This window comes from Hydrogenothermus marinus (assembly GCF_003688665.1).
Taxonomy (GTDB): domain Bacteria; phylum Aquificota; class Aquificia; order Aquificales; family Hydrogenothermaceae; genus Hydrogenothermus; species Hydrogenothermus marinus.
The window spans coordinates 279870-298991 of record NZ_REFO01000011.1 but is presented as its reverse complement, the minus strand read 5'-3'; the positions used below and the strand labels follow the sequence as shown (position 1 = coordinate 298991).

The 19122-nt window shown below is 25.6% G+C and carries 16 protein-coding genes; 9 read left to right on the top strand and 7 right to left on the bottom strand.

From position 1 onward, the window contains the following. Window positions 1–5 precede the first annotated feature (5 nt). Window positions 6–1004, top strand: coding sequence for a sensor domain-containing diguanylate cyclase (locus CLV39_RS04550; RefSeq protein WP_121923053.1), 999 nt, complete (start codon window positions 6–8; stop codon window positions 1002–1004). Here the strand turns inward: CLV39_RS04550 and CLV39_RS04545 are convergent. The 4 genes from CLV39_RS04545 to CLV39_RS04530 form a co-directional block, all read right to left on the bottom strand. Then, on the bottom strand, window positions 1001–3919 hold the full coding sequence (locus CLV39_RS04545; protein WP_121923052.1) for a UvrD-helicase domain-containing protein: 2919 nt from the start codon (window positions 3917–3919) through the stop codon (window positions 1001–1003). The genes CLV39_RS04550 and CLV39_RS04545 overlap by 4 nt on opposite strands. Before the next feature lies 1 nt (window position 3920). After that, complete coding sequence (locus tag CLV39_RS04540) at window positions 3921–6542, bottom strand: PD-(D/E)XK nuclease family protein (protein WP_121923051.1); 2622 nt, start codon at window positions 6540–6542, stop codon at window positions 3921–3923. A gap of 2 nt (window positions 6543–6544) precedes the next feature. Then, window positions 6545–7327 carry a ribonuclease H-like domain-containing protein gene (locus tag CLV39_RS04535; RefSeq protein WP_121923050.1) on the bottom strand — a complete coding sequence of 261 codons (783 nt, stop codon included), beginning with the start codon at window positions 7325–7327 and terminating at the stop codon, window positions 6545–6547. A 72-nt stretch (window positions 7328–7399) separates the two neighbouring features. After that, window positions 7400–8305: a tetratricopeptide repeat protein gene (locus CLV39_RS04530; protein ID WP_121923049.1), complete on the bottom strand. Its 906-nt coding sequence runs from the start codon at window positions 8303–8305 to the stop codon at window positions 7400–7402. 286 nt (window positions 8306–8591) lie between these two features. Here CLV39_RS04530 and CLV39_RS04525 point away from each other — a divergent pair, with 286 nt between their 5' ends. Further along, on the top strand, window positions 8592–9386 hold the full coding sequence (locus CLV39_RS04525; RefSeq protein WP_121923048.1) for a glycosyltransferase family 2 protein: 795 nt from the start codon (window positions 8592–8594) through the stop codon (window positions 9384–9386). 2 nt (window positions 9387–9388) lie between these two features. Here the strand turns inward: CLV39_RS04525 and CLV39_RS04520 are convergent, their stop codons facing one another. Then, on the bottom strand, window positions 9389–10150 hold the full coding sequence (locus tag CLV39_RS04520) for a glycosyltransferase family 2 protein (protein ID WP_121923047.1): 762 nt from the start codon (window positions 10148–10150) through the stop codon (window positions 9389–9391). A 47-nt stretch (window positions 10151–10197) separates the two neighbouring features. On the opposite strand from CLV39_RS04520, the gene CLV39_RS04515 reads away from it, so the two are divergent. Together CLV39_RS04515 and hisIE are read left to right on the top strand one after the other, a co-directional pair. Further along, window positions 10198–10806, top strand: a complete 609-nt coding sequence (locus tag CLV39_RS04515; protein WP_121923046.1) for a diacylglycerol/polyprenol kinase family protein — start codon at window positions 10198–10200, stop codon at window positions 10804–10806. 39 nt (window positions 10807–10845) lie between these two features. Further along, complete coding sequence (gene hisIE, locus CLV39_RS04510; protein ID WP_407927231.1) at window positions 10846–11472, top strand: bifunctional phosphoribosyl-AMP cyclohydrolase/phosphoribosyl-ATP diphosphatase HisIE; 627 nt, start codon at window positions 10846–10848, stop codon at window positions 11470–11472. Window position 11473: 1 nt separating this feature from the next. Here the strand turns inward: hisIE and CLV39_RS04505 are convergent, their stop codons facing one another. Then, complete coding sequence (locus CLV39_RS04505) at window positions 11474–12832, bottom strand: sigma-54-dependent transcriptional regulator (protein WP_121923045.1); 1359 nt, start codon at window positions 12830–12832, stop codon at window positions 11474–11476. After that, complete coding sequence (gene alr, locus CLV39_RS04500) at window positions 12819–13907, bottom strand: alanine racemase (protein ID WP_281271971.1); 1089 nt, start codon at window positions 13905–13907, stop codon at window positions 12819–12821. Before alr ends, CLV39_RS04505 begins: the two co-directional genes overlap by 14 nt. Window positions 13908–14070: 163 nt before the next feature. Between alr and CLV39_RS04495 the strand changes: the two genes are divergently transcribed. From CLV39_RS04495 to pstB, 5 genes are all read left to right on the top strand, one after another. Next, a complete protein-coding gene (locus CLV39_RS04495; RefSeq protein ID WP_211325053.1) occupies window positions 14071–15174 on the top strand; it encodes a hypothetical protein in 1104 nt (367 codons plus the stop codon). Between the two features lie 30 nt (window positions 15175–15204). Then, window positions 15205–16215, top strand: a complete 1011-nt coding sequence (pstS, locus tag CLV39_RS04490; protein ID WP_121923043.1) for a phosphate ABC transporter substrate-binding protein PstS — start codon at window positions 15205–15207, stop codon at window positions 16213–16215. Window positions 16216–16307: 92 nt separating this feature from the next. Beyond that, window positions 16308–17249, top strand: a complete 942-nt coding sequence (pstC, locus tag CLV39_RS04485) for a phosphate ABC transporter permease subunit PstC (RefSeq protein WP_121923042.1) — start codon at window positions 16308–16310, stop codon at window positions 17247–17249. Window positions 17250–17267: 18 nt separating this feature from the next. Next, window positions 17268–18338 carry an ABC transporter permease subunit gene (locus CLV39_RS04480; RefSeq protein ID WP_245960309.1) on the top strand — a complete coding sequence of 357 codons (1071 nt, stop codon included), beginning with the start codon at window positions 17268–17270 and terminating at the stop codon, window positions 18336–18338. A gap of 10 nt (window positions 18339–18348) precedes the next feature. Next, the gene (gene pstB, locus CLV39_RS04475) at window positions 18349–19116 is read left to right on the top strand and encodes a phosphate ABC transporter ATP-binding protein PstB (RefSeq protein WP_121923041.1); all 768 of its coding nucleotides are present in this window, start codon (window positions 18349–18351) and stop codon (window positions 19114–19116) included. Window positions 19117–19122: the final 6 nt, after the last annotated feature.

The following is a 19122-nucleotide window of genomic DNA, read 5'->3' as shown; positions in this document are numbered from 1 at the left end:
ATTTTATGAAAAATCCAAAACTAATATTAGAAATTGTTCAAGATATTTTAAACAAAGAATATGAAAAAGACAACTGGAAATCAATTCTTGATAAAATAGCAGATTTTTTTGATTCGGAATTTGCTGCAATAGGTAAAATTAAAGGAAATTTTCTATATTATGATAAATTTTCCAGTAATTTTTATAAAATTATGAAAGATTATGATCCTAAAAAATATAAAGTACCTATTAAAAATTCCCTTTGGAAAGATTTAGCAAAAAAAGGTACATACCTAATAATTAATGATTATCAAAATCATGAAAAAGCTATAGAAAAATGGAAAAAGTTAGGAATAAAAACTTTATTAGTAGCAGTAATCGGAAAAGATACTCCAATAGGTAGCTTGGCAGTAGCCAATGTTTATAAAGATAAAAAATTTACAGAAGAAGAAGGTGAAGTTTTAAGAGATTTAGGATATATCATTTCATCTATTATAAGTGAAGAGATTGAAAGAGAAATTTGTTTTGAAAGAGCAATAAAAGATTCTTTAACAGGTCTTTATAATAGATTTTTCCTTGAAATGGAAGCAAATAAAGAATTTGAAAGAGCAAAAAGATATAAATTTCCTATTTCTATTATAATGATTGATATAGATAATTTTAAAAATGTAAATGATACATATGGTCATTTAGTTGGTGATGAAGTTTTAAAAAAAATAGCAAATATTATTAAAAATAATATTAGAAAAACTGATATAGCAGCAAGATATGGTGGTGAAGAATTTGTAATTTTACTTCCAAATACACCATTAGAAAAAGCAATTAAAGTTGCAGAAAGAATAAGACAAAAAGTAGAAGAAGAACTTTTTAAAGATGAAAATAATACTTTTAAAGTAACTATAAGTGCAGGCGTTAGTTATTGTGATTATGAAAATTGTGATTTTAAAAAAGTATTAGAAGAAGCAGATAAAGCTCTCTATATAGCGAAAGCTCAAGGTAAAAACAAGGTTGTAGTTCATAATTAAACTACTTCTCCTTTCCATAAAAGGCCAAGTTTAAAGATTACTTCTTCTTTGGTTATGAATTTTTGGACTGCTTTTAGATAGTAATTTTTTTGAGTTTCATACATTTTTATAATTTTTTGTTTTTCTTCTTCTGTTTCATATTTGTTTGTTTTAAAATCCATTACAATTATTTTTCCATCTTTTTTGTAGATAATATCTATTCTTCCATCTATTATTTTTCCATCTTCATACAAAGAAAATGGAAGTTCTTTAAATAATATTTCTGCATTTTTTAGCTCATTATGTAGGTTTGAATTTTCAAATCTTTCTAAAATAGTTTTTACATTTTCTACAACTTGTTTTTTGATTTTATTTGGAATTATATTTTGTTTTTCTTGTATAAGCTTATTTATATCTTTTTCAGAAAAGTTTTTAAAGTCTAAATTTTCTAGTATTAAATGAGTTAAAATTCCTGTATATGTGGCTATTTCTTGATTTACAGATGTTTTTACAACTTCTTCTTTTTCTTCTTCCATTATTTTTGAAACAGATGTAAAAGGTTGTTGTTTTAGTGCTTTTTCATAGATTTTTTCTCTTTGTTTTTCCTTTTTTTCAATCTCTTTTAGTTGTTTTTCTATATCTTTTAAAGATTGTTCTTCATCTTCATTTTTTTCAAGTAATATATTTTCAATATCTATGGTTTCTTTTTCTATATTTGAAACTTTTTCTAAAATATTTTTAAATGAGTTTTCTCTATTTTGGGTTCCTGATATAAATATTAGTTTTTCTTTTGCTCTTGTTGTTGCTACATAAAATAATCTTTCATTTTCATTTTTTATTTCCTCTTTAAGGGTTTTTTTATATTTTTTTAATTTTTTGCTAACTGCTCCTTGCTTAGTAAGGTTTAATAAAGGTATTTCCTTTTTTATATAAAGTTCTTCTCCTAATCTAATTTGATAAGGTTTATGATCTATTAAAGGCATTATAATTACAGGGCTTTCTAATCCTTTTGATTTATGGATTGTAAAAAGTTTTACTGCATTTTTATCATTTTCATTTCCTTTTGGATAGGTTGATGTTTCTAAATAAAGTATAAAATCTCTTAAGCTATATCCTTCTAAACTTTTTTGTTTATATATTTTTTTAAAGATATTAAAGTTTTCTATAGAATTTTCATCAATTATTGAAAATATTTCTATTAAATCTGTTTCTTCAAATATTTTATCTATTATTTGTTGTAAGGTTAATGAGTTTTTCTGACTTATAATCTGATTTATTATTTCTAAATTTTTATTGCTGATATTTAGATTTTTTTCATAAATTGTTTTATCATCTGCTAATATTAATGGTGATTTTAGGATTTTTAAAAGATTTAGTCTATTTTCTGGATATTCTATATATTTTAGTATATTGAGAATTAATTTTATTTCTTCGCTATCAAATAGATTTTCATCTGCTGTTATGATATTTGGAATATTATACTGGTCAAGTATTTTTTTAAACTCTCTTATATCATCATTATTTAAAAAAAGTATCATAATATCTTCATATTTTTGGCCTTCTTTAATTAAATCTTGAATTATTTTTATTGTAAGTTTTGCTTGGATTTCTTTATCTTCAGTATTTAAGATGAAATGCTTTATATAGCTATTTTCAAAAGATTTATTATGATTAACTTCTACTTTGTATTTTTCATCTATATGTTTTAAATAATCTTTTATGGAAATTAACCTATTATGAAAATCAACTATGCATTTATCACTTCTATAATTTGTGTTTAAAACTATATCTTCAAAATTATTTTCTTCTAAAAATTCAAAATATACTTTTAAATTTGCATTTCTCCAAGTATATATACATTGTTTAGGGTCTCCAAATACAAATATATTATTGTTTGAAATCTGCTTTATTATTTTTGCTTGGATCATATCTGTATCTTGAAACTCATCTATAAATATATATTTAAATTTATCTTTTAATTGCTTTCTTACTTTTTCATTTTTTATAAGTTCTTCTGTTTTTAATAATATATCTGTAAAATCTAATATCTGCTCTTTTTGTTTTTTTTCTTGGAAATATTCTTTAAAATCTCTAAATTTTTTTAAAATTAATTTTGCATTATAATCTCTTACATAATTTCTTAAATTATTTACTTTGTGACAGAAATATTCAAAGAAACTATATAAATCTGGAACCTCCTTTTCTTTCTTTTTATTTACTAAATTTTCACCTTTTTTTAATTTGCTTAAATTTTTTCGCTTTAATTGATTAAAAACTGTTTTTATTTTTTCTTCTGCTTCTTTTTTAAAGAACTTTTGATTTTCTTTATATTGTTTTATTACTTCTTCTTCTAAGGCTAATAACTCTTTTTTCTGAGTGTTTATTTTTTCTTTCTGATAGTTTAAATCCGTATTTGAATCAGAAATTTTTATTTTTGTTCTATTTTTGTAAAGGTCAAAAAATATTTTTTTTATTTCTTTTGGGTTTGCTTCTAAAAAATTTGCAATTTCAAGCCATATATCTTTATCTTTTTCAAAATCTTCTTTTATCCATTCTTCAAAAGATATATATAAAAAATCTTTTATTTCTTCTTCATCTATAATCTGAGAAGATAAATCTATTTTTGTTATTTCTGGATATTTTCTTAAAAATCTATAAAACACACTATGAAATGTTCCAATATATCCACTATCTATAAATAAAAGCTGTTTATGTAGTTTTATTTTATCTTTTAAATCTGTGTTTTTATCTGATATTTTTTCTTTTATACTTTCTGCTATTTTTTCTTTAAGTTCTGCTGCTGCCTTTTCTGTAAAGGTTAATATTAATAAATTTTTTAGCTCTATATTTTCTTTTGTTATCTTTTCTATAACATTTTTTATAAGATTATATGTTTTTCCTGTTCCTGCTGATGCTATATAGTTAATATTTGCCATTTTATTCCTCTTTTAGTTTGTCTTTTGGACAAAAAGTCTCAAAAATACAGTATTTACAATAATCATTTTCTTGAGGATAAAAATATTTATTTTTTAATTGGTCCAACAAGCTTAATAAATAGCTATCAAGCTCTTTTAATTTACTTTCATCATCAATTTTTGCTAAAAAATCTCCATTTTTGTTATTTATAGAAAATATTCCTATCTCTTTTACTTTTTTGTCTTTTAAAAATCTTTTGTATATTAAAAGCTGGATATACTTTGTTTTTATATTTTCTTCTATATCTTTTATTTTTGTTTTTCCGGTTTTGTAATCATAAATGTAATAATTTTCATTGTTATCTTTATCTACTCTATCTATCTTTCCTTTAAAATCTTTTGTTTCGTATGCTTCTTCTAAAATTATAGGTTCTTTTTGCTCTTCTTTTAATCTTTTTAAATCCCAATCTATAAATTTTTTTAAATTGTCAAAGGTTATTTTTGCATCTTCATAAGCAAATGGTATATAAGAAGGTATTAAAAATTTTATTTTTTCTTCTATTTCTTTAAAAAACTGCTTTTCAAGTTCTTCCCAATCTTTATTTTTATAAAAATTTTCTAAAACTTTATGGATAATAATTCCTTTATCTACAGGTGATATTTTTTCTCTATCTATCTGCTCAATATCTGAAATTTCCATTAATACTTCAAAAAAGAATTTATAAGGACAGGTTGCATATATACTAAACTTTGTTGCTGATATTGGAAACTGAATGTTTACAAAATCATATTTAAAATCTTGTTTTGTTTTTTCTAAATCTTTTTCTTTTATTTTTTGATATTTTTCTTTTAGATTATTATCTAAATTTATTAAATATTTTGCATATTTTATATAAAAATCTTTTTTACTTAAAGGTTTATCTATTTTTACATCTTCTATTTCAATATTTAATATTCTTTTTAGTTCTTCAATAATAAAAGAAGGTGCCTTTTTTTCTCCATTTATTCCATTTCCTACATAAGAAAGATATATTTTTTTATTTTTGTCTAATATTGATGCAAAATTTGAAAGTTGTTGCATAAGAAGATGAAAAGGATAGTCTATATTATTAAGTTCTGAAGCTGTTGCTAAAATCTCTTCTCTTATGGTAGATGGAAAATTTCCTGAATTAAGATTTAAAAAGAATATGTATTTAAAATTATTTCCTTCTGCTGAAATTGGATTTAATATTGATATTGTATTTGCTCTTATTTTGTTTTCTTTATACTCTTGCATAAAAAATGTTTTCAATATGGCTAAAAAATCTTTATATCTTAGCTTTGGAAAAAGCTCTTTATAAAGTTGATTATTTTCTAAATTTTCTATTATTTCATTTAAAAACTGCTTAAGTTCTTCTGATTTTATTAAATTTGATATATTTTTTAGTAGATTTATATAGCTTTCTAAATCTGTTTCTTCTGTAAAATCATTAATCAGTTTTAAAATTTTATATAAATTATTATCTTTTTCTTTAAAGAAATATTCTTCCCATTCCTCAAAAGATATAATTACAGGTAGATTTAAAATTTCTTTATATATTTTGTCTATGTCTTCAATATTAATTAAATTGCTATCTAAAATTTTTAAAACAAAATCTTTTGAAAAGTTTTCCTGTTTTAATTGAAAAATATCAAATAGCTTTCTAAAAACTGGATAATCAATATATCTATTTTCTTCAGACAGATAATAAGGAATTTTATATTTATTGAAAATATCTTTTATATATGGAATATAACTTTCTATCTGTGGAATTATAACTGCTATATCTTTAAAATCATTTCCTTTTTCAATAAGATTTATAATTTCATAAGCTAAAAATTCAACTTCTTGGTAAGGATTTTCTGCTTTTAATAATCTTATATTTTCATTTTCAAAAGGCTTAAAATCATAATCAAACTTATATATAAGATTTGCTGTTTTTGTGTTTATATCATAAGATTTTTCTTCTATTGCTTGATTTTCTATCATATCTTCATAAAAGTTAAAAACTTCTTTAAAATGTTGATAATTTTGAAAATATCCTGAATTTCTTATTAAAGGCAAGAAAACAAATATGTTTTGTGAAATAGATTTTAATTTTAAAAATAATCTTTGATGAAGTTTTGGCACTGATTTAATTCCAAAAATAATTAAATAATCTGTTTTAAAATCTGTATTTTTTTCTATTGCTTTTTGGTGAACATCTTCTCTATCAAAATATTTTTTATCTTTAAAATTTTCATACTTATTTATTATCTCTTTAACAAAATCTGATTTAATATTAATAATAGGTATTTGATACTCTTTAATCTGTTGAAGTAATAAATTAAACTCTTCAGGAAGAGAATCTAAATCTAAATTCTTTTCAAGTAAAAATTTTTTAATTATAAATTCTTTATCAAAATCATTAAGAGGTTCTATCTCAGATAATCTTTTTGATATATCTATTAATGTATAAAACTCGGTATTTACTAATATCCCAAGATTTTTTACAAGATATTCTTTAAGATAAAGTTTCATCTGATTAGAATGAACAATGAAGGTAATTTTTTTACCTACTTCTATATTTTTTATTAGATTTAATAAATTTTCTTTTAAAAATGAATAACTTCCTGAAAAGAACATTTTTAATCCTTTATTATTTCTGGCTCAATATTTTCTAAATCATCTATCTTTGGAAAAAGATACATACTTGAAAGAAAATGCTCATTTATATATGAAAAAAGCATTGCAGTAGCTTTTACATCTTCACTACAGTATCTTGCTATTTTTTCTAAATCTCCGTTATTAAAATAATCTTCTACTTTTGAGCCATCTCCTTCTTGCTTTACAGGTATATTACAAAGATAACATAAATTTTTTAAAGACATTTTTTTTCCAAAAATATCAAGAGGAATATCTATATGATAAAGAGTATATCTATTTGTATATCTTGGATATTTATCTTCCCATTTATCAAATTTATCAAGGAAAATACTTATATATTTTTTGTAGGTTTCATCTATATTTTCTATATATCTTAAACTTCTGGCATTTATTACAGGAATATCAAAATCTTTTCCATTTATAGTAATTAAAACAGGAAATATTTCTATATATCCATTTCTGCCTGTATATGCTTGCCTAAACCCATCCCAAAAGTTATTTATTAAAAATTGTTCTTTTTCAGACACAAAAGATTTAAAAATTTTTATATCTTCATTTTTGATAATAAGATAGCTAATGCTTACAATTTTATGAAATGGTATAGGTAAAAACTCTCCATTTTGGTGCTTTTCTTTCTCTCCATCATTTCCAATTTCTTCAAGCATTTGCTTATCTGGAATAGTTTCAATATCAAAAACAATAAAATTTGAAAATCTGCTTAAATGCTTATTTCTTTCCTCTAAAATATCATCCCAACTCCACATAAGACCACCCCTCTTTAAGATTTATAAAAATAGTTCCCAAAGGTTTTTAACCTTGAGAACCTTTCTTAAAAATTATAAACCTTCTATATCTTTAGAAGTTTTTTGAATATAAGATTTATAGTATTCTTCATCATCTTTATCTGCTTCTTGAGTAAGTTTTATATCTTCATAAGTTAAATATGTATATGTTGAAACCCAAGGAACTCTTAATATTACTTTTACATTTCCAAAATTCCATTCTGCTAAACCTTCTGCTAAATAAGGTTCCCTATATATTGCTGGTGCTCCATATTTTGCTTTTAATTTATCATAATAAACTTTAAATGTGTTTTTTCCCATATCTTCACTAAGTTCATAATCAATTTTCATTAATATTCCTTTATAAAACCAAAATTTAGCTGTATCTAAATATTTTAGATTTATATTATCTATGAAATAACCATAAATATTTGGATTAGAGACATCATCTTTTATTATTCTGTATCCTTTATTTGATATATTCCAATTCCTTTCTTTAACTATTCTTAAAAATTCTTCTTGAGTGGTTTTACCGACAACTAATCCAAAAGGTTTAGGAATATTTTCTATATTTTTAAGTTCTGCATAATAACCACAAGCTTTTTTGTATCCTAAATTACAAGCTTTTTTATAATAATATTTAGCTTTATTATAATCTTTATTTACTGTTTCATATAAATAACCAAGATTATTGCAACCAAAGCTCTCATTAAGCTTACAAGCTTTTTCATAATAATATTTAGCTTTATTATAATCTTTATTTACTCCTAATCCTTCATCATATATTTGTCCTAAAAATTCGCAAGACTTACCAATGTTATTAGAACAATCCTCTTTTAATAAACTAATTGCTAAATTATAATTTTTTTCATTTAAAGCTTTTCTTGCTTTCTCAAAATTATCTTCTGCAAAAGCAGTAAAAACAAAAAATAAAAGAGAGAAATAAATCTGTTTCTTCATTTCTTTACCTCCCAAACTTGTTTCAATTATTAAAAACGATTTTTTTAACTTTTTCTGACTATTATATCAGATGAAGTTTATGGTTTTGATAGGATTTATAAAAAATTTTTTAATAAAGATAAAAAAAAGAATAACTTTGTTTAGCTTGTTTATATGGTATTACTTTAGGTTTTTTCTTAATTGCGTTTTATAAATCTTAATTTACATATTTAATTTATCTTTATCACTAGAACTACTTAAAATTATATATAATATATCGTATAAATTTTATAAAGGATAAGACTAAGTGAAAGTATCTTTAATAATTAGTACTTATAATCGTCCAGATGCTTTAAAGCTAACTATAAAAAGTGCTTTAAATCAGACGTATAAGCCCTATGAAATAATAATAGCAGATGATGGAAGTACACAAGAAACGAAAAAATTAGTTGAAAAAATGAAATTAAATTCTAAAATCCCAATTATTCATGTATGGCAAGAAGATAAAGGATTTAGATTAGCTATGATAAGAAATCGTGCAATAGCAGCTTCAAAAGGTGATTATATTATTATTATAGATGGTGATTTAATATTAGATAAACATTTTGTTTATGATCATGTAAATGCTTCAAAAAAAGGTTTATTTATTCAAGGTTCCCGTGTTTTATTAGATAAAGAACTTACAGAAAAAGCAATATCAAATGAAATAATGAATTTTAATTTCTTTTCAAAAGGTTTGAAAAACAGAAAAAATGCAATAAGATCAAAAATTTTATCTTCTCTTTTCTCAAGAATTACAACATCCATAAAAGGAATAAGAGGTTGTAATATATCCCTTTACAAAGAAGATATTTTAGCTGTTAATGGTTTTGATAATACTTTTGTTGGTTGGGGAAGAGAAGATAGCGAATTTGCTGTAAGGCTTATAAATAAAGGAATTCTTAGAAAAAATTTAAAATTTAGTGCTGTTGCTTATCATCTTTATCATCCAGAAAACTCTAGAAAAAGCTTACCAGAAAATGATATGAAACTAAAAAAAAGTATAGAAAAAAAACTAACATGGTGTGAGGATGGAATTGATAGATTCTTAAAAAAAGAATAAGTTTATTTTTTCTTCTTCTCTTGTTCTAATTCCCATAAAAATAAATATTTTAAAAAAGCATTGCAAAAATAACTTACTGCTACAGCTAAACCTCTAATTCCATCTAAAAAACCTAAATTAATAAAATATTGTTTAGAAAATGCCCAAAAAGGATTTATTATAAGATTATATAAATGGAATTTTTTCCCTCGTCTATAGTAATCTTCAGCAGATAACTTTGCGTATTTTATAGATTTTTGAAAATGCTCATATATATCTTTATATGTATAATGGTATAAATATCCTTTTAGTTTTGATACTTTTCCATCTATTCTTAAATATTCATGAATATCTCCACCTTCCCATCTTGGATTTGCAGATTTTTTTACAAGTCTTAAAACATAATCAGGTTGCCATATATGATTTAAAAACTTACCTGCATAATATGTTTTTCTATTTATAGAATATCCATCAGCTTTTGGATTTTTTATAGCTTTTATTATTTCCTCTTTTAGTTCTTTTGAAACAACTTCATCTGCATCTAAAAATAATATCCATTCTTGACTGCATTTTCTTAATAATGAATTTTTTTGTTCTTTAAATCCTTTCCATTCTTCTTGATATATTTTTGCTTGAAAACTTTTTGCTATTTCTACAGTTTTATCATCTGAATAGCTATCTAATATTATTATTTCTGAAGCTATATCTTCTATTGCTTTTAAAGTTCTTGCTATATTTTCCTCTTCATTGTAAGTTATAATAGCTACTGATAGAGGTAGTTTCAATTAAAACCTCGTACTAAAATTTTCACAAAATATTATAAAGGTAATATATGAAAAAAGAAATTTACAGAAAGCTTTTTCATATTGTTTCAATATTATTACTTCTTATTCCTCTTAATATATTTGGTAAGTATTCTATTACAATATTGATGATTCTTATGCTTGTAATATTTTATCCAATTTCAAGATATAAAATAAAAAACAAACTTACTGAACCTTTTTGGATACTTCTTGAGTTTATAGAAAGAAAAGAAAATATGGAAACATTACCTGCAAAACAAGCTTTTTCTCTTGCATTAGGGCTTATTATTGTTTCTTTATTATTTGACAAAAATATAACTACTATCTCAATAATCTGTTTAGCTATATACGATGGTGTTGCTACTATTGTAGGTAGATTTTTTGGGAAAGTAGAAATAATAAATAAAAGAACATTAGAAGGAACAACTGCCGGATTTATAGCAAATGTTTTTATTCTTTTTTTATTTGTTAAAGATATTTGGATATCTATATTAATTACAATAGCTACTGTATTAATAGAAATTTCAAGTAGTAAAGATGATATTCTTACAGATGATAATTTTACAATACCTGTAGGTGTTGCATTTTTCTCGTGGTTTTTATTTTTATACTTAAAAGGAATTGGAATAAATGTATAATATATCTTAAATATTCCTTTTAAGAAAGGAGCTAACTTGATAGATATAGATATAAATAAAATAAAATTTGATGAAAAAGGGCTTGTTCCTGTTATTACTCAAAGTTATTATACTGGCAAAGTTTTAATGCAAGCTTATGCAAATAAAGAAGCAATAGAAAAAACAATAGAAACTGGATATGCAACCTATTTTTCCCGCTCAAGAAATAAATTATGGATAAAAGGAGAAACTTCTGGTAATAAACAAAAAATAGTAAAAATAAAGATAGATTGTGATGAAGATAGTATCTTATATTTAGTTAAAGATTATGGAGTAGCTTGCCATACAGGAGAAGAAAGCTGTTTTTATAGAGATATTGATTTTAAAGAAGATCAAAAACCTGATGCTTATGAGATTTTCCATAAACTTTACGAAAAAATAGAAAGTAGAAGAAAAGAAAAACCTGAGAACTCTTATGTTGCAAAAATGTTTGAAAAAGGTTCAGATAAAATAATACAAAAAGTTGGAGAAGAGGCAGTTGAAACTGTTATAGCCCTAAAAAATAAAGATAAAGATGAGATTGTTTATGAAGCATCTGATCTTTTATTTCATCTTATAATGGCACTTGTAGATGCAGGGGTTAGTTTACAAGATATTCAGGAAGAGCTTTTAAGAAGATATAAATAATTTAGTCTAAATTATACTGCTTTATTTTTCTGTATAAAGAAGATAAATCTACCTCTAAGATTTTAGCTATCTGTTTTAGATTTTTATTTCCATATTTTTCAAGGGCTTTTTTGATAACCTCTTTTTCTGCCATTTCTCTTACTTCTTTTAAAGGTCTTATACCAAAGTTTATTCCTACAGATTTTGATTGTTTCCCTGTAATATAATCAGGTAAATCTTCAATGGTTATTTTTCCAGTGCTAAAGATACAAAGTCTTTCCATAAGATTTTTTAACTCTCTTACATTTCCTGGCCATAAATATTTTAAAAATGCTTTTTTTACTTCTTCTGAAATCTCTGGAATATCCATTTTATTTTCAATACAAGAAACCTTTAAAAAATGCTCAGCAAGTAAAATAATATCATTTCCTCTTTCTCTAAGAGGTGGCACTTTTAAAGGTATAACTGATAATCTAAAAGCTAAATCCTGCCTAAAATTTCCTTTTTCTATCTCTTCATCTATATTTTTATTAGTAGCAGAAATTACTCTCAAATCAACCTTTATTTTTTGGTTTCCTCCAAGTCTTGTAAAAGTTTTTTCTTCTAAAACTCTTAAAAGCTTTGCTTGAGCTTTTAAACTTAAATCTGCTACTTCATCTAAAAATAATGTTCCGCCACTTGCAATTTCAAGTTTTCCTATTTTTCTTGATACTGCATTTGTAAATGCTCCTTTTTCATATCCAAAAAGTTCAGCCTCAAATAAATCATCAGGAATTGCCGCACAGTTAATATCAACAAAAGGTTTATCTGCTCTATCTGATAAATAATGGATTGATTTTGCTACAAGTTCTTTTCCTGTGCCATTTTCTCCATAAATTAAAACCCATGCATTTGTTTTTGCCACTTTTTGAATCTGTTGCTTTAGTTTTCTTATTGGAGGACTTTCCCCAATAATCTGAATTTCTGTTTCTTCTTTTTGTTTTAAAAACTCAAACTCTATTTCTTTTTTTATCTCTTCTTCAGCTTTTTCTAAAATAGCTAAAATAGCTTCTGTAGATATAGGTTTTTCTAAGAAATCATAAGCACCAAGCTTTAAAGCTTTAACTGCAATTGGTATATTTGCATGGCCAGAAATCATTACTATTTTTGCATTTTTGTTTGATTGTTTTATATCAGAAATAAGCTCTATACCATCTCCATCAGGAAGCCATACATCAAGGAAAATAATATCAAACTCTTTTTCTTTTAACTTCTGTTTTGCATCTTTTATTGAAATGGCAGTTTCTACAAAATATCCTTCATCTTCTAAAATATCCTGAACTAAATTTCTTATATTTTCCTCATCATCAACAACTAATATAGAAAGATTACCTTGTCCCATTTTTCACCTTTTCAATTCTTTTTACTCTTTTAGATATTCCACACATTATCTCATAAGATATAGTATCTGATATTTTTGCAATATCACTAAATTTTATTTCTTCTTTACCTGATTTTCCTATTATTATAACTTCATCACCAATTTTTGCATCTATATCTGTTAAATCTACAATTGTCATATCCATTGTAATATTTCCTATAATATATGCCTTTTTTCCTTTTATTAAAACATATCCTTTATTTGATACTGCTCTTGGAAGACCATCTGCATATCCAAAAGAAACAATACCTACTTTCATATCTTTTTTTGCTTTAAAGGTTCCACAATAAGATATTTTTTGACCTTTTTTTATGTTTTTAATAGAGATTAATCTTGCTTTTAAATACATTATATTTTTAATATTTAAAGGGAAATCTTCAAATGGTTTTTCACCATATAAAACAAGTCCAACTCTAACTAAATTGCAAAAATCACATTTATAAATAAGCCCTGCACTATTTTGGATATGGATATATTCTGGATAGATTTTATTTTTTCTAAAAAGATTAACTATACTTTTAAAATCTTCTATCTGTTTTAAAGTAAACTCTTTATCAATATCTGCAGAAGGAAAATGACTCATTAAGCCTTCTATTTTTATTTCATAGCTTTTCACTAAATCTATAATTTTATTTATATCTTTCTTATAAAATCCAAGTCTTGACATTCCAGTATCAAACTTAATATGGATATTTTTATTTTTTAAATAATTTACTAATTTTAAACTTTCAAAATCTGAAATTACAGGAATTAAAGAGTATTTATTAAAATATTCAATCTCATCTTTTAAAATTCCACCTAAAACAAGAATATCTTTTTTTATACCTTTTTCTCTTAAAATCTTTCCTTCTTCAGCAGTAGCTACTGCTAATATTTTTACAAATGGGATTTTTTCTAAGGTTTTAGAGATAATTACAGAATCATGTCCATAAGCATCTGCTTTTACTACTGCAATAATATCTTTTTTTGAAAATTTGTATATTTTTTCACAATTTCCAGTTAATAAATCTGTATAAACTTCTGCCCAGCTTCTTATTTTAATATATCTCCTTAGGTTTATTTTTATTTAGTATAAATCAGATTTTTATTTATTGTTAAATTTTAAGAAATGTTAAGATTTCTTAACAAAAACTTAATAATATCTTCATATTCAATTATTACAATAACTACCAAATAATTAACATTTGGAGGTTTGAAAAGTGAAGAAAAAAGTTTTAGCAACTCTTGGAGTAGCAGCATTATTTTCATCTTCTATGGCTGTGGAAGTAAAAACTAAAGCAGCTTTATTAAAGTTCAATGGAGTACATTACCTGGGTTATACTTACAGTCAGTATGACAAAAATAATTCCAATGCAAAAAATAATCGCAAGACTGATGTAAGTAGATTTGAAACAAGAAGAAACTATTTCCAAGTTAAAGCTTATTTTGACAAAAATAGCAAAGATTATGTAAGACTTACTATTGATACTTTTCAAAATAAAAGTGATGATAGAAAAGAGAAAGATAATGGTAGTTGGTTAGTTAGACTTAAATATGCTTACCTTTATTTAGATAATGTTTTACCTTATACAGGTGTTGAATTTGGACAAGTTCATAGACCTTGGATAGATTATGAAGAACACCATGGATGGCTTTATAGATCAATTTCTGAAACATTCGTTGAAACTTCTCATGCAGCTCATGTAATAAACTCTGCATCACCTGGTATAGACTTCAAAACAAAAACAGATTACTTTAGCAGTGAAATGGGTTTATTTAATGACAGTGGTTATCACGGAGAAAAAACTGGAAGTGGTCAAAGTTTTGAATGGAGATTAACTGCTCATCTTCTTGGAACAGGAAAAAAACATGTTCATGCAACAAAAGATAGCTGGGCAAATGTATCTTTCTATGGAAGATATTTAGCAGGTATAGACAGTGGACGTAGCAAAAATAATATGCTTGGTATCCATGCCGTATATAACAACCCTATGTTCCTTATAGCAGGACATATAATGACTAACGATGCTCCAAATTCATCTGGTAAAGATGGACATGGATGGAGTATAAATGGTGAAATTAGACCAATAGATAAAGTTTCTTTCTTAGCAAGATATGATCATTGGACAGTGAATAGCCAATATACAGATGTTAATAAAAAAACTTATAGTGACTATACTAAACAAAATATAATTGCTGGTGTAGCTTATCAATACAATAAATATGTAAAATTTATATTAAATACTATTTATTATGATCCAAGTAACCATGAATCTAGTGATAAATCAATTGATTATATGTTAACTGCTGAAGTTAAATGGTAATAAAAATTTATAAATAGGAGGAAAACTAAAATGAAAAAAAGATTATTATCTGCAGTAGTAGCTACTGCTGCTACTGTTTCTTTTGCAACTGCAGGAGAAACTATTACTGGAGCTGGTTCTACTTTTGTTTATCCAGTATTGTCAGCATGGGCTTATCAGTATTACAAAGAAACAGGAGTTAAATTAAACTACCAATCAATAGGTTCTGGTGGTGGAATAAGACAGGTTACAAATAGAACTGTTGATTTTGGTGCTTCAGATGCACCATTAAAACCAAAGCAATTAGATGAAAAAAGACTTTATCAATTTCCAGTAATTATTGGTGGTGTAGTACCTGTTGTTAATATCCCAGGAGTTAAGCCAGGACAATTAAGATTAGATGGATATACTTTATGTCACATATATATGGGACATATAAAGTACTGGGATAATCCAAAAGTAAAAAATTTAAATCCAAGTTTAAACCTTCCACATAAAAAAATTACTGTAGTTCACAGATCAGATGGTTCTGGAACAACTGCTATATTTACTCACTATTTATCAGCAGTTTGTCAAGATTGGAAAGAAGAAGTAGGAGCTGGAAAATCTGTAAAATGGCCTGTAGGAATTGGAGGTAAAGGAAACGAGGGGGTTGCTAACTATGTTAAAAGATTAAAATATTCAATAGGATATGTTGAGTATGCTTATGCAAAACAAAGCAGACTTTCTCATGCAATAATGAAAAATAAAGCTGGAAATTTTGTAGCACCATCAGTTGATACATTTAAAGCAGCAGCTGCAACTGCAAATTTTGATCCTAAAAAACATTTCTATCTCTGGCTTGTAAATGCTCCAGGAAAAGATGCATGGCCTATCGCAGGAACTCCATTTGTATTAGAACCTAGAGAAAAACAAGAAAGAAATAAAATAGTTAATAAATTCTTTAAATGGGTTTTTGAAAATGGAGATCAAATAGCACTAAGACTTGATTATGTTCCATTACCAAGAGAATTAAAAGGAAAAATATATAAATACTGGGAAGAAAAAGGAATAAATCCTTAATCTCCTGCTGCTACTAAACCTACTACTTGGGGGCTAAAAAGCCCCCTTTTTTTGTTATAATTTTAAATATATTCTAATAAGGTTAGGTAATAATGAAAAGACTTAGAAGATATCCTTTTGCAGATATAATATTTGGAACTGTTGCTTTTCTTGCATCTTTTTTAGTTTTAAGTTTAGTATTTTCAACAATTTTAGTTCTTTATAATGAATCATCTTTGGCTATCCATAAGTTTGGGATTATAAATTTTATTCTTACAAATGATTGGGATCCTGTTAGAGAAATTTTTGGTGCAGCGGCTCCTTTATATGGAACTATTATTACAACTGTATTATCTTTAATTTTTGCTTTACCAGTTGCCATAGGTATAGCTATATTCCTAAGTGAAGTATCTCCTTATCTTCTAAAATCTCCAATAGGAATAGCTATCGAGATGCTAGCAGCAATTCCAAGTATTATATATGGTATGTGGGGCTTATTTACCCTTGCTCCCTTAATGGCAGATTATATAGAACCTGCTATCCAAAAAACCTTAGGACATATTCCTATTATTGGGAAACTTTTTGAAGGTGAGCCTCAAGGTGTAGATCTTTTTACTGCAAGTGTTGTTTTAAGTATTATGATAATCCCTTTTATAGCAAGTATTGCAAGAGATTCTTTAAATCTAACTCCAAATATAATGAAAGAGTCTGCTTATGCTCTTGGTGCTACAAAATGGGAAGTAGTTAAAGATATTATGATACCTTATGCTAAACTTGGTATATACGGTGGTGTTGTTTTAGCTCTTGGTAGAGCATTAGGAGAAACTATGGCAGTAGCTTTTGTTCTTGGAAATAATCATCAAATTACAACCTCTTTATTTGATTCAGCAGCAACTATTACAGTAACCTTAGCAAACGAGTTTACTGAAGCAGATACAGATATATACCTTTCATCTTTATTCTATTTAGCATTTTTATTATTTATTTTAAGTTTTGTGATACTTGCAATAGCAAAATTCTTCTTGCTTAAAGCAGAAAAGAATTACTCAAGATAAAGCTTAGGAGCTATCATAATGATTTATAATGAAGCATATGTAAAAAGAAGAAAAATTCAAAGTTATATAGCTCTTTTACTTTCTACAGTAGCTGCTTTTATTGGGCTTTTTTGGCTTGGATTTATTTTGTTTGATGTTTTAAGACATGGCATTTCAGGATTAAATATTGAACTATTTACAGAAGATCCAGCACCTCCCGGTGTACCAGGTGGTGGTTTAAGAAATGCTTTTATAGGCCAGCTTGAGATAGTTTTTTATGCAACTATAATGGGAATTCCTTTAGGAATTTTAGCAGGTACTTTTATAGCAGAGTATGCAAGAGGTTCAAAATTTGCAAAAACTGTTTCTACTCTTTCTGATATTATGGTAAGTGTTCCATCTATTGTTGTTGGTACATTTATTTATGCAATATTAGTTAAACCTATTGGTCATATAAATTGGGGAGGGCTACTTGCAGTAGCATTTTTATCTGCAATAATAGCTATCATATTTGGTGGAATTTTAAATATTATAGTAAATAAATTTTTTAGTATAAAAACTGCTTCTGCAGGTAAATTTATAGGTCTTGTTATTGCTTTAATTTCAACGATTGTAGGTGTATTAGCATTTATAATACTTACTAATAAATTAGTTGATAAAATACAAGGATTCAACGGATGGGCTGGTGCTGCATCTCTTGCATTTATTATGATACCAGTTGTTTTAAGAACTACAGAAGATATGCTTTCTCTTGTGCCTTGGAGTTTAAGAGAAGCAGCATTTGCACTTGGAGCAACTTATTTTAAAGTAATTAAAGATATTGTTTATAAAGCTGCCGCTACAGGAATTTTAACAGGAATAATTCTTTCAATATCAAGGGTAGCAGGAGAAACTGCACCTTTACTATTTACATCATTTAATAATGCGTACTTCACAACAAATATGAATGAACCAATATCTTCTTTAACTGTTACTATTTTTGTATATGCAATGGGTCCTTATGATGACTGGCACTCTAAAGCTTGGGCAGCATCTTTCATAATTACATTTTTTATCCTAATTGTTACAATAGTAGCAAGAGCTATAATACATCTCCGTTATAAAGGATAGGAGGATTTTAATGTCTGAAAAAGAAAAAATAAAAGTTGAAAATCTGAAGTTTTGGTATGCAGGAGCAAAAGAACCTTCTTTAAAAGGTATTACAATGCCTATATATGAAAATAAAGTTACTGCTTTAATAGGCCCTTCTGGATGTGGAAAAACTACCCTTTTAAGATGTTTCAATAGAATGCATGACTTATATAAAGGAAACAGATATGAAGGTAAAATCTTACTTGATAATGAAAATATCTTAGACAAAGATTATGATTTAATCAAACTAAGAACAAAAGTTGGAATGGTATTCCAAAAACCAACACCATTTCCAATGAGCATATTTGATAATGTGGCTTATGGTTTAAAATTAAGAGGAATAAAAGATAAAAAAGTTTTAGAAGAAAAGGTAGAAAAAGCATTAAAAGAAGCTGCTTTATGGGATGAAGTTAAAGATAGATTAAATGAATCTGCTAACGGTTTATCAGGTGGTCAGCAACAAAGATTAGTGATAGCAAGGGCTTTAGCAGTTGAGCCTGAAGTGCTTCTTTTTGATGAGCCAACATCTGCTTTAGATCCAATATCTACTGCTAAAATTGAAGAATTAGTTGTTAAGCTAAAAAAAGATGTAACAATAATAATAGTTACTCATAATATGCAACAAGCGGCAAGAGTTTCAGATTATACTGCTTTTATGTATCTTGGAGAACTTGTTGAATTTGATAAAACAGATATTATATTTACATCACCTTCTAAAAAATTAACAGAAGAGTATGTATCAGGAAAATTTGGATAAGAGGTA

What these genes read in the sequence shown, in the direction of transcription:
- CLV39_RS04505 (WP_121923045.1), bottom strand. Translation starts at nt 12,832, where the DNA reads ATGGGACAAGGTAATCTTTCTATATTAGTTGTTGATGATGAGGAAAAT.
- CLV39_RS04540 (WP_121923051.1), bottom strand. Translation starts at nt 6,542, where the DNA reads ATGTTCTTTTCAGGAAGTTATTCATTTTTAAAAGAAAATTTATTAAAT.
- CLV39_RS04545 (WP_121923052.1), bottom strand. Translation starts at nt 3,919, where the DNA reads ATGGCAAATATTAACTATATAGCATCAGCAGGAACAGGAAAAACATAT.
- CLV39_RS04550 (WP_121923053.1), top strand. Translation starts at nt 6, where the DNA reads ATGAAAAATCCAAAACTAATATTAGAAATTGTTCAAGATATTTTAAAC.
- pstB (WP_121923041.1), top strand. Translation starts at nt 18,349, where the DNA reads ATGTCTGAAAAAGAAAAAATAAAAGTTGAAAATCTGAAGTTTTGGTAT.
- pstC (WP_121923042.1), top strand. Translation starts at nt 16,308, where the DNA reads ATGAAAAGACTTAGAAGATATCCTTTTGCAGATATAATATTTGGAACT.
- CLV39_RS04480 (WP_245960309.1), top strand. Translation starts at nt 17,268, where the DNA reads ATGATTTATAATGAAGCATATGTAAAAAGAAGAAAAATTCAAAGTTAT.
- CLV39_RS04535 (WP_121923050.1), bottom strand. Translation starts at nt 7,327, where the DNA reads ATGTGGAGTTGGGATGATATTTTAGAGGAAAGAAATAAGCATTTAAGC.
- pstS (WP_121923043.1), top strand. Translation starts at nt 15,205, where the DNA reads ATGAAAAAAAGATTATTATCTGCAGTAGTAGCTACTGCTGCTACTGTT.
- CLV39_RS04515 (WP_121923046.1), top strand. Translation starts at nt 10,198, where the DNA reads ATGAAAAAAGAAATTTACAGAAAGCTTTTTCATATTGTTTCAATATTA.
- CLV39_RS04530 (WP_121923049.1), bottom strand. Translation starts at nt 8,305, where the DNA reads ATGAAGAAACAGATTTATTTCTCTCTTTTATTTTTTGTTTTTACTGCT.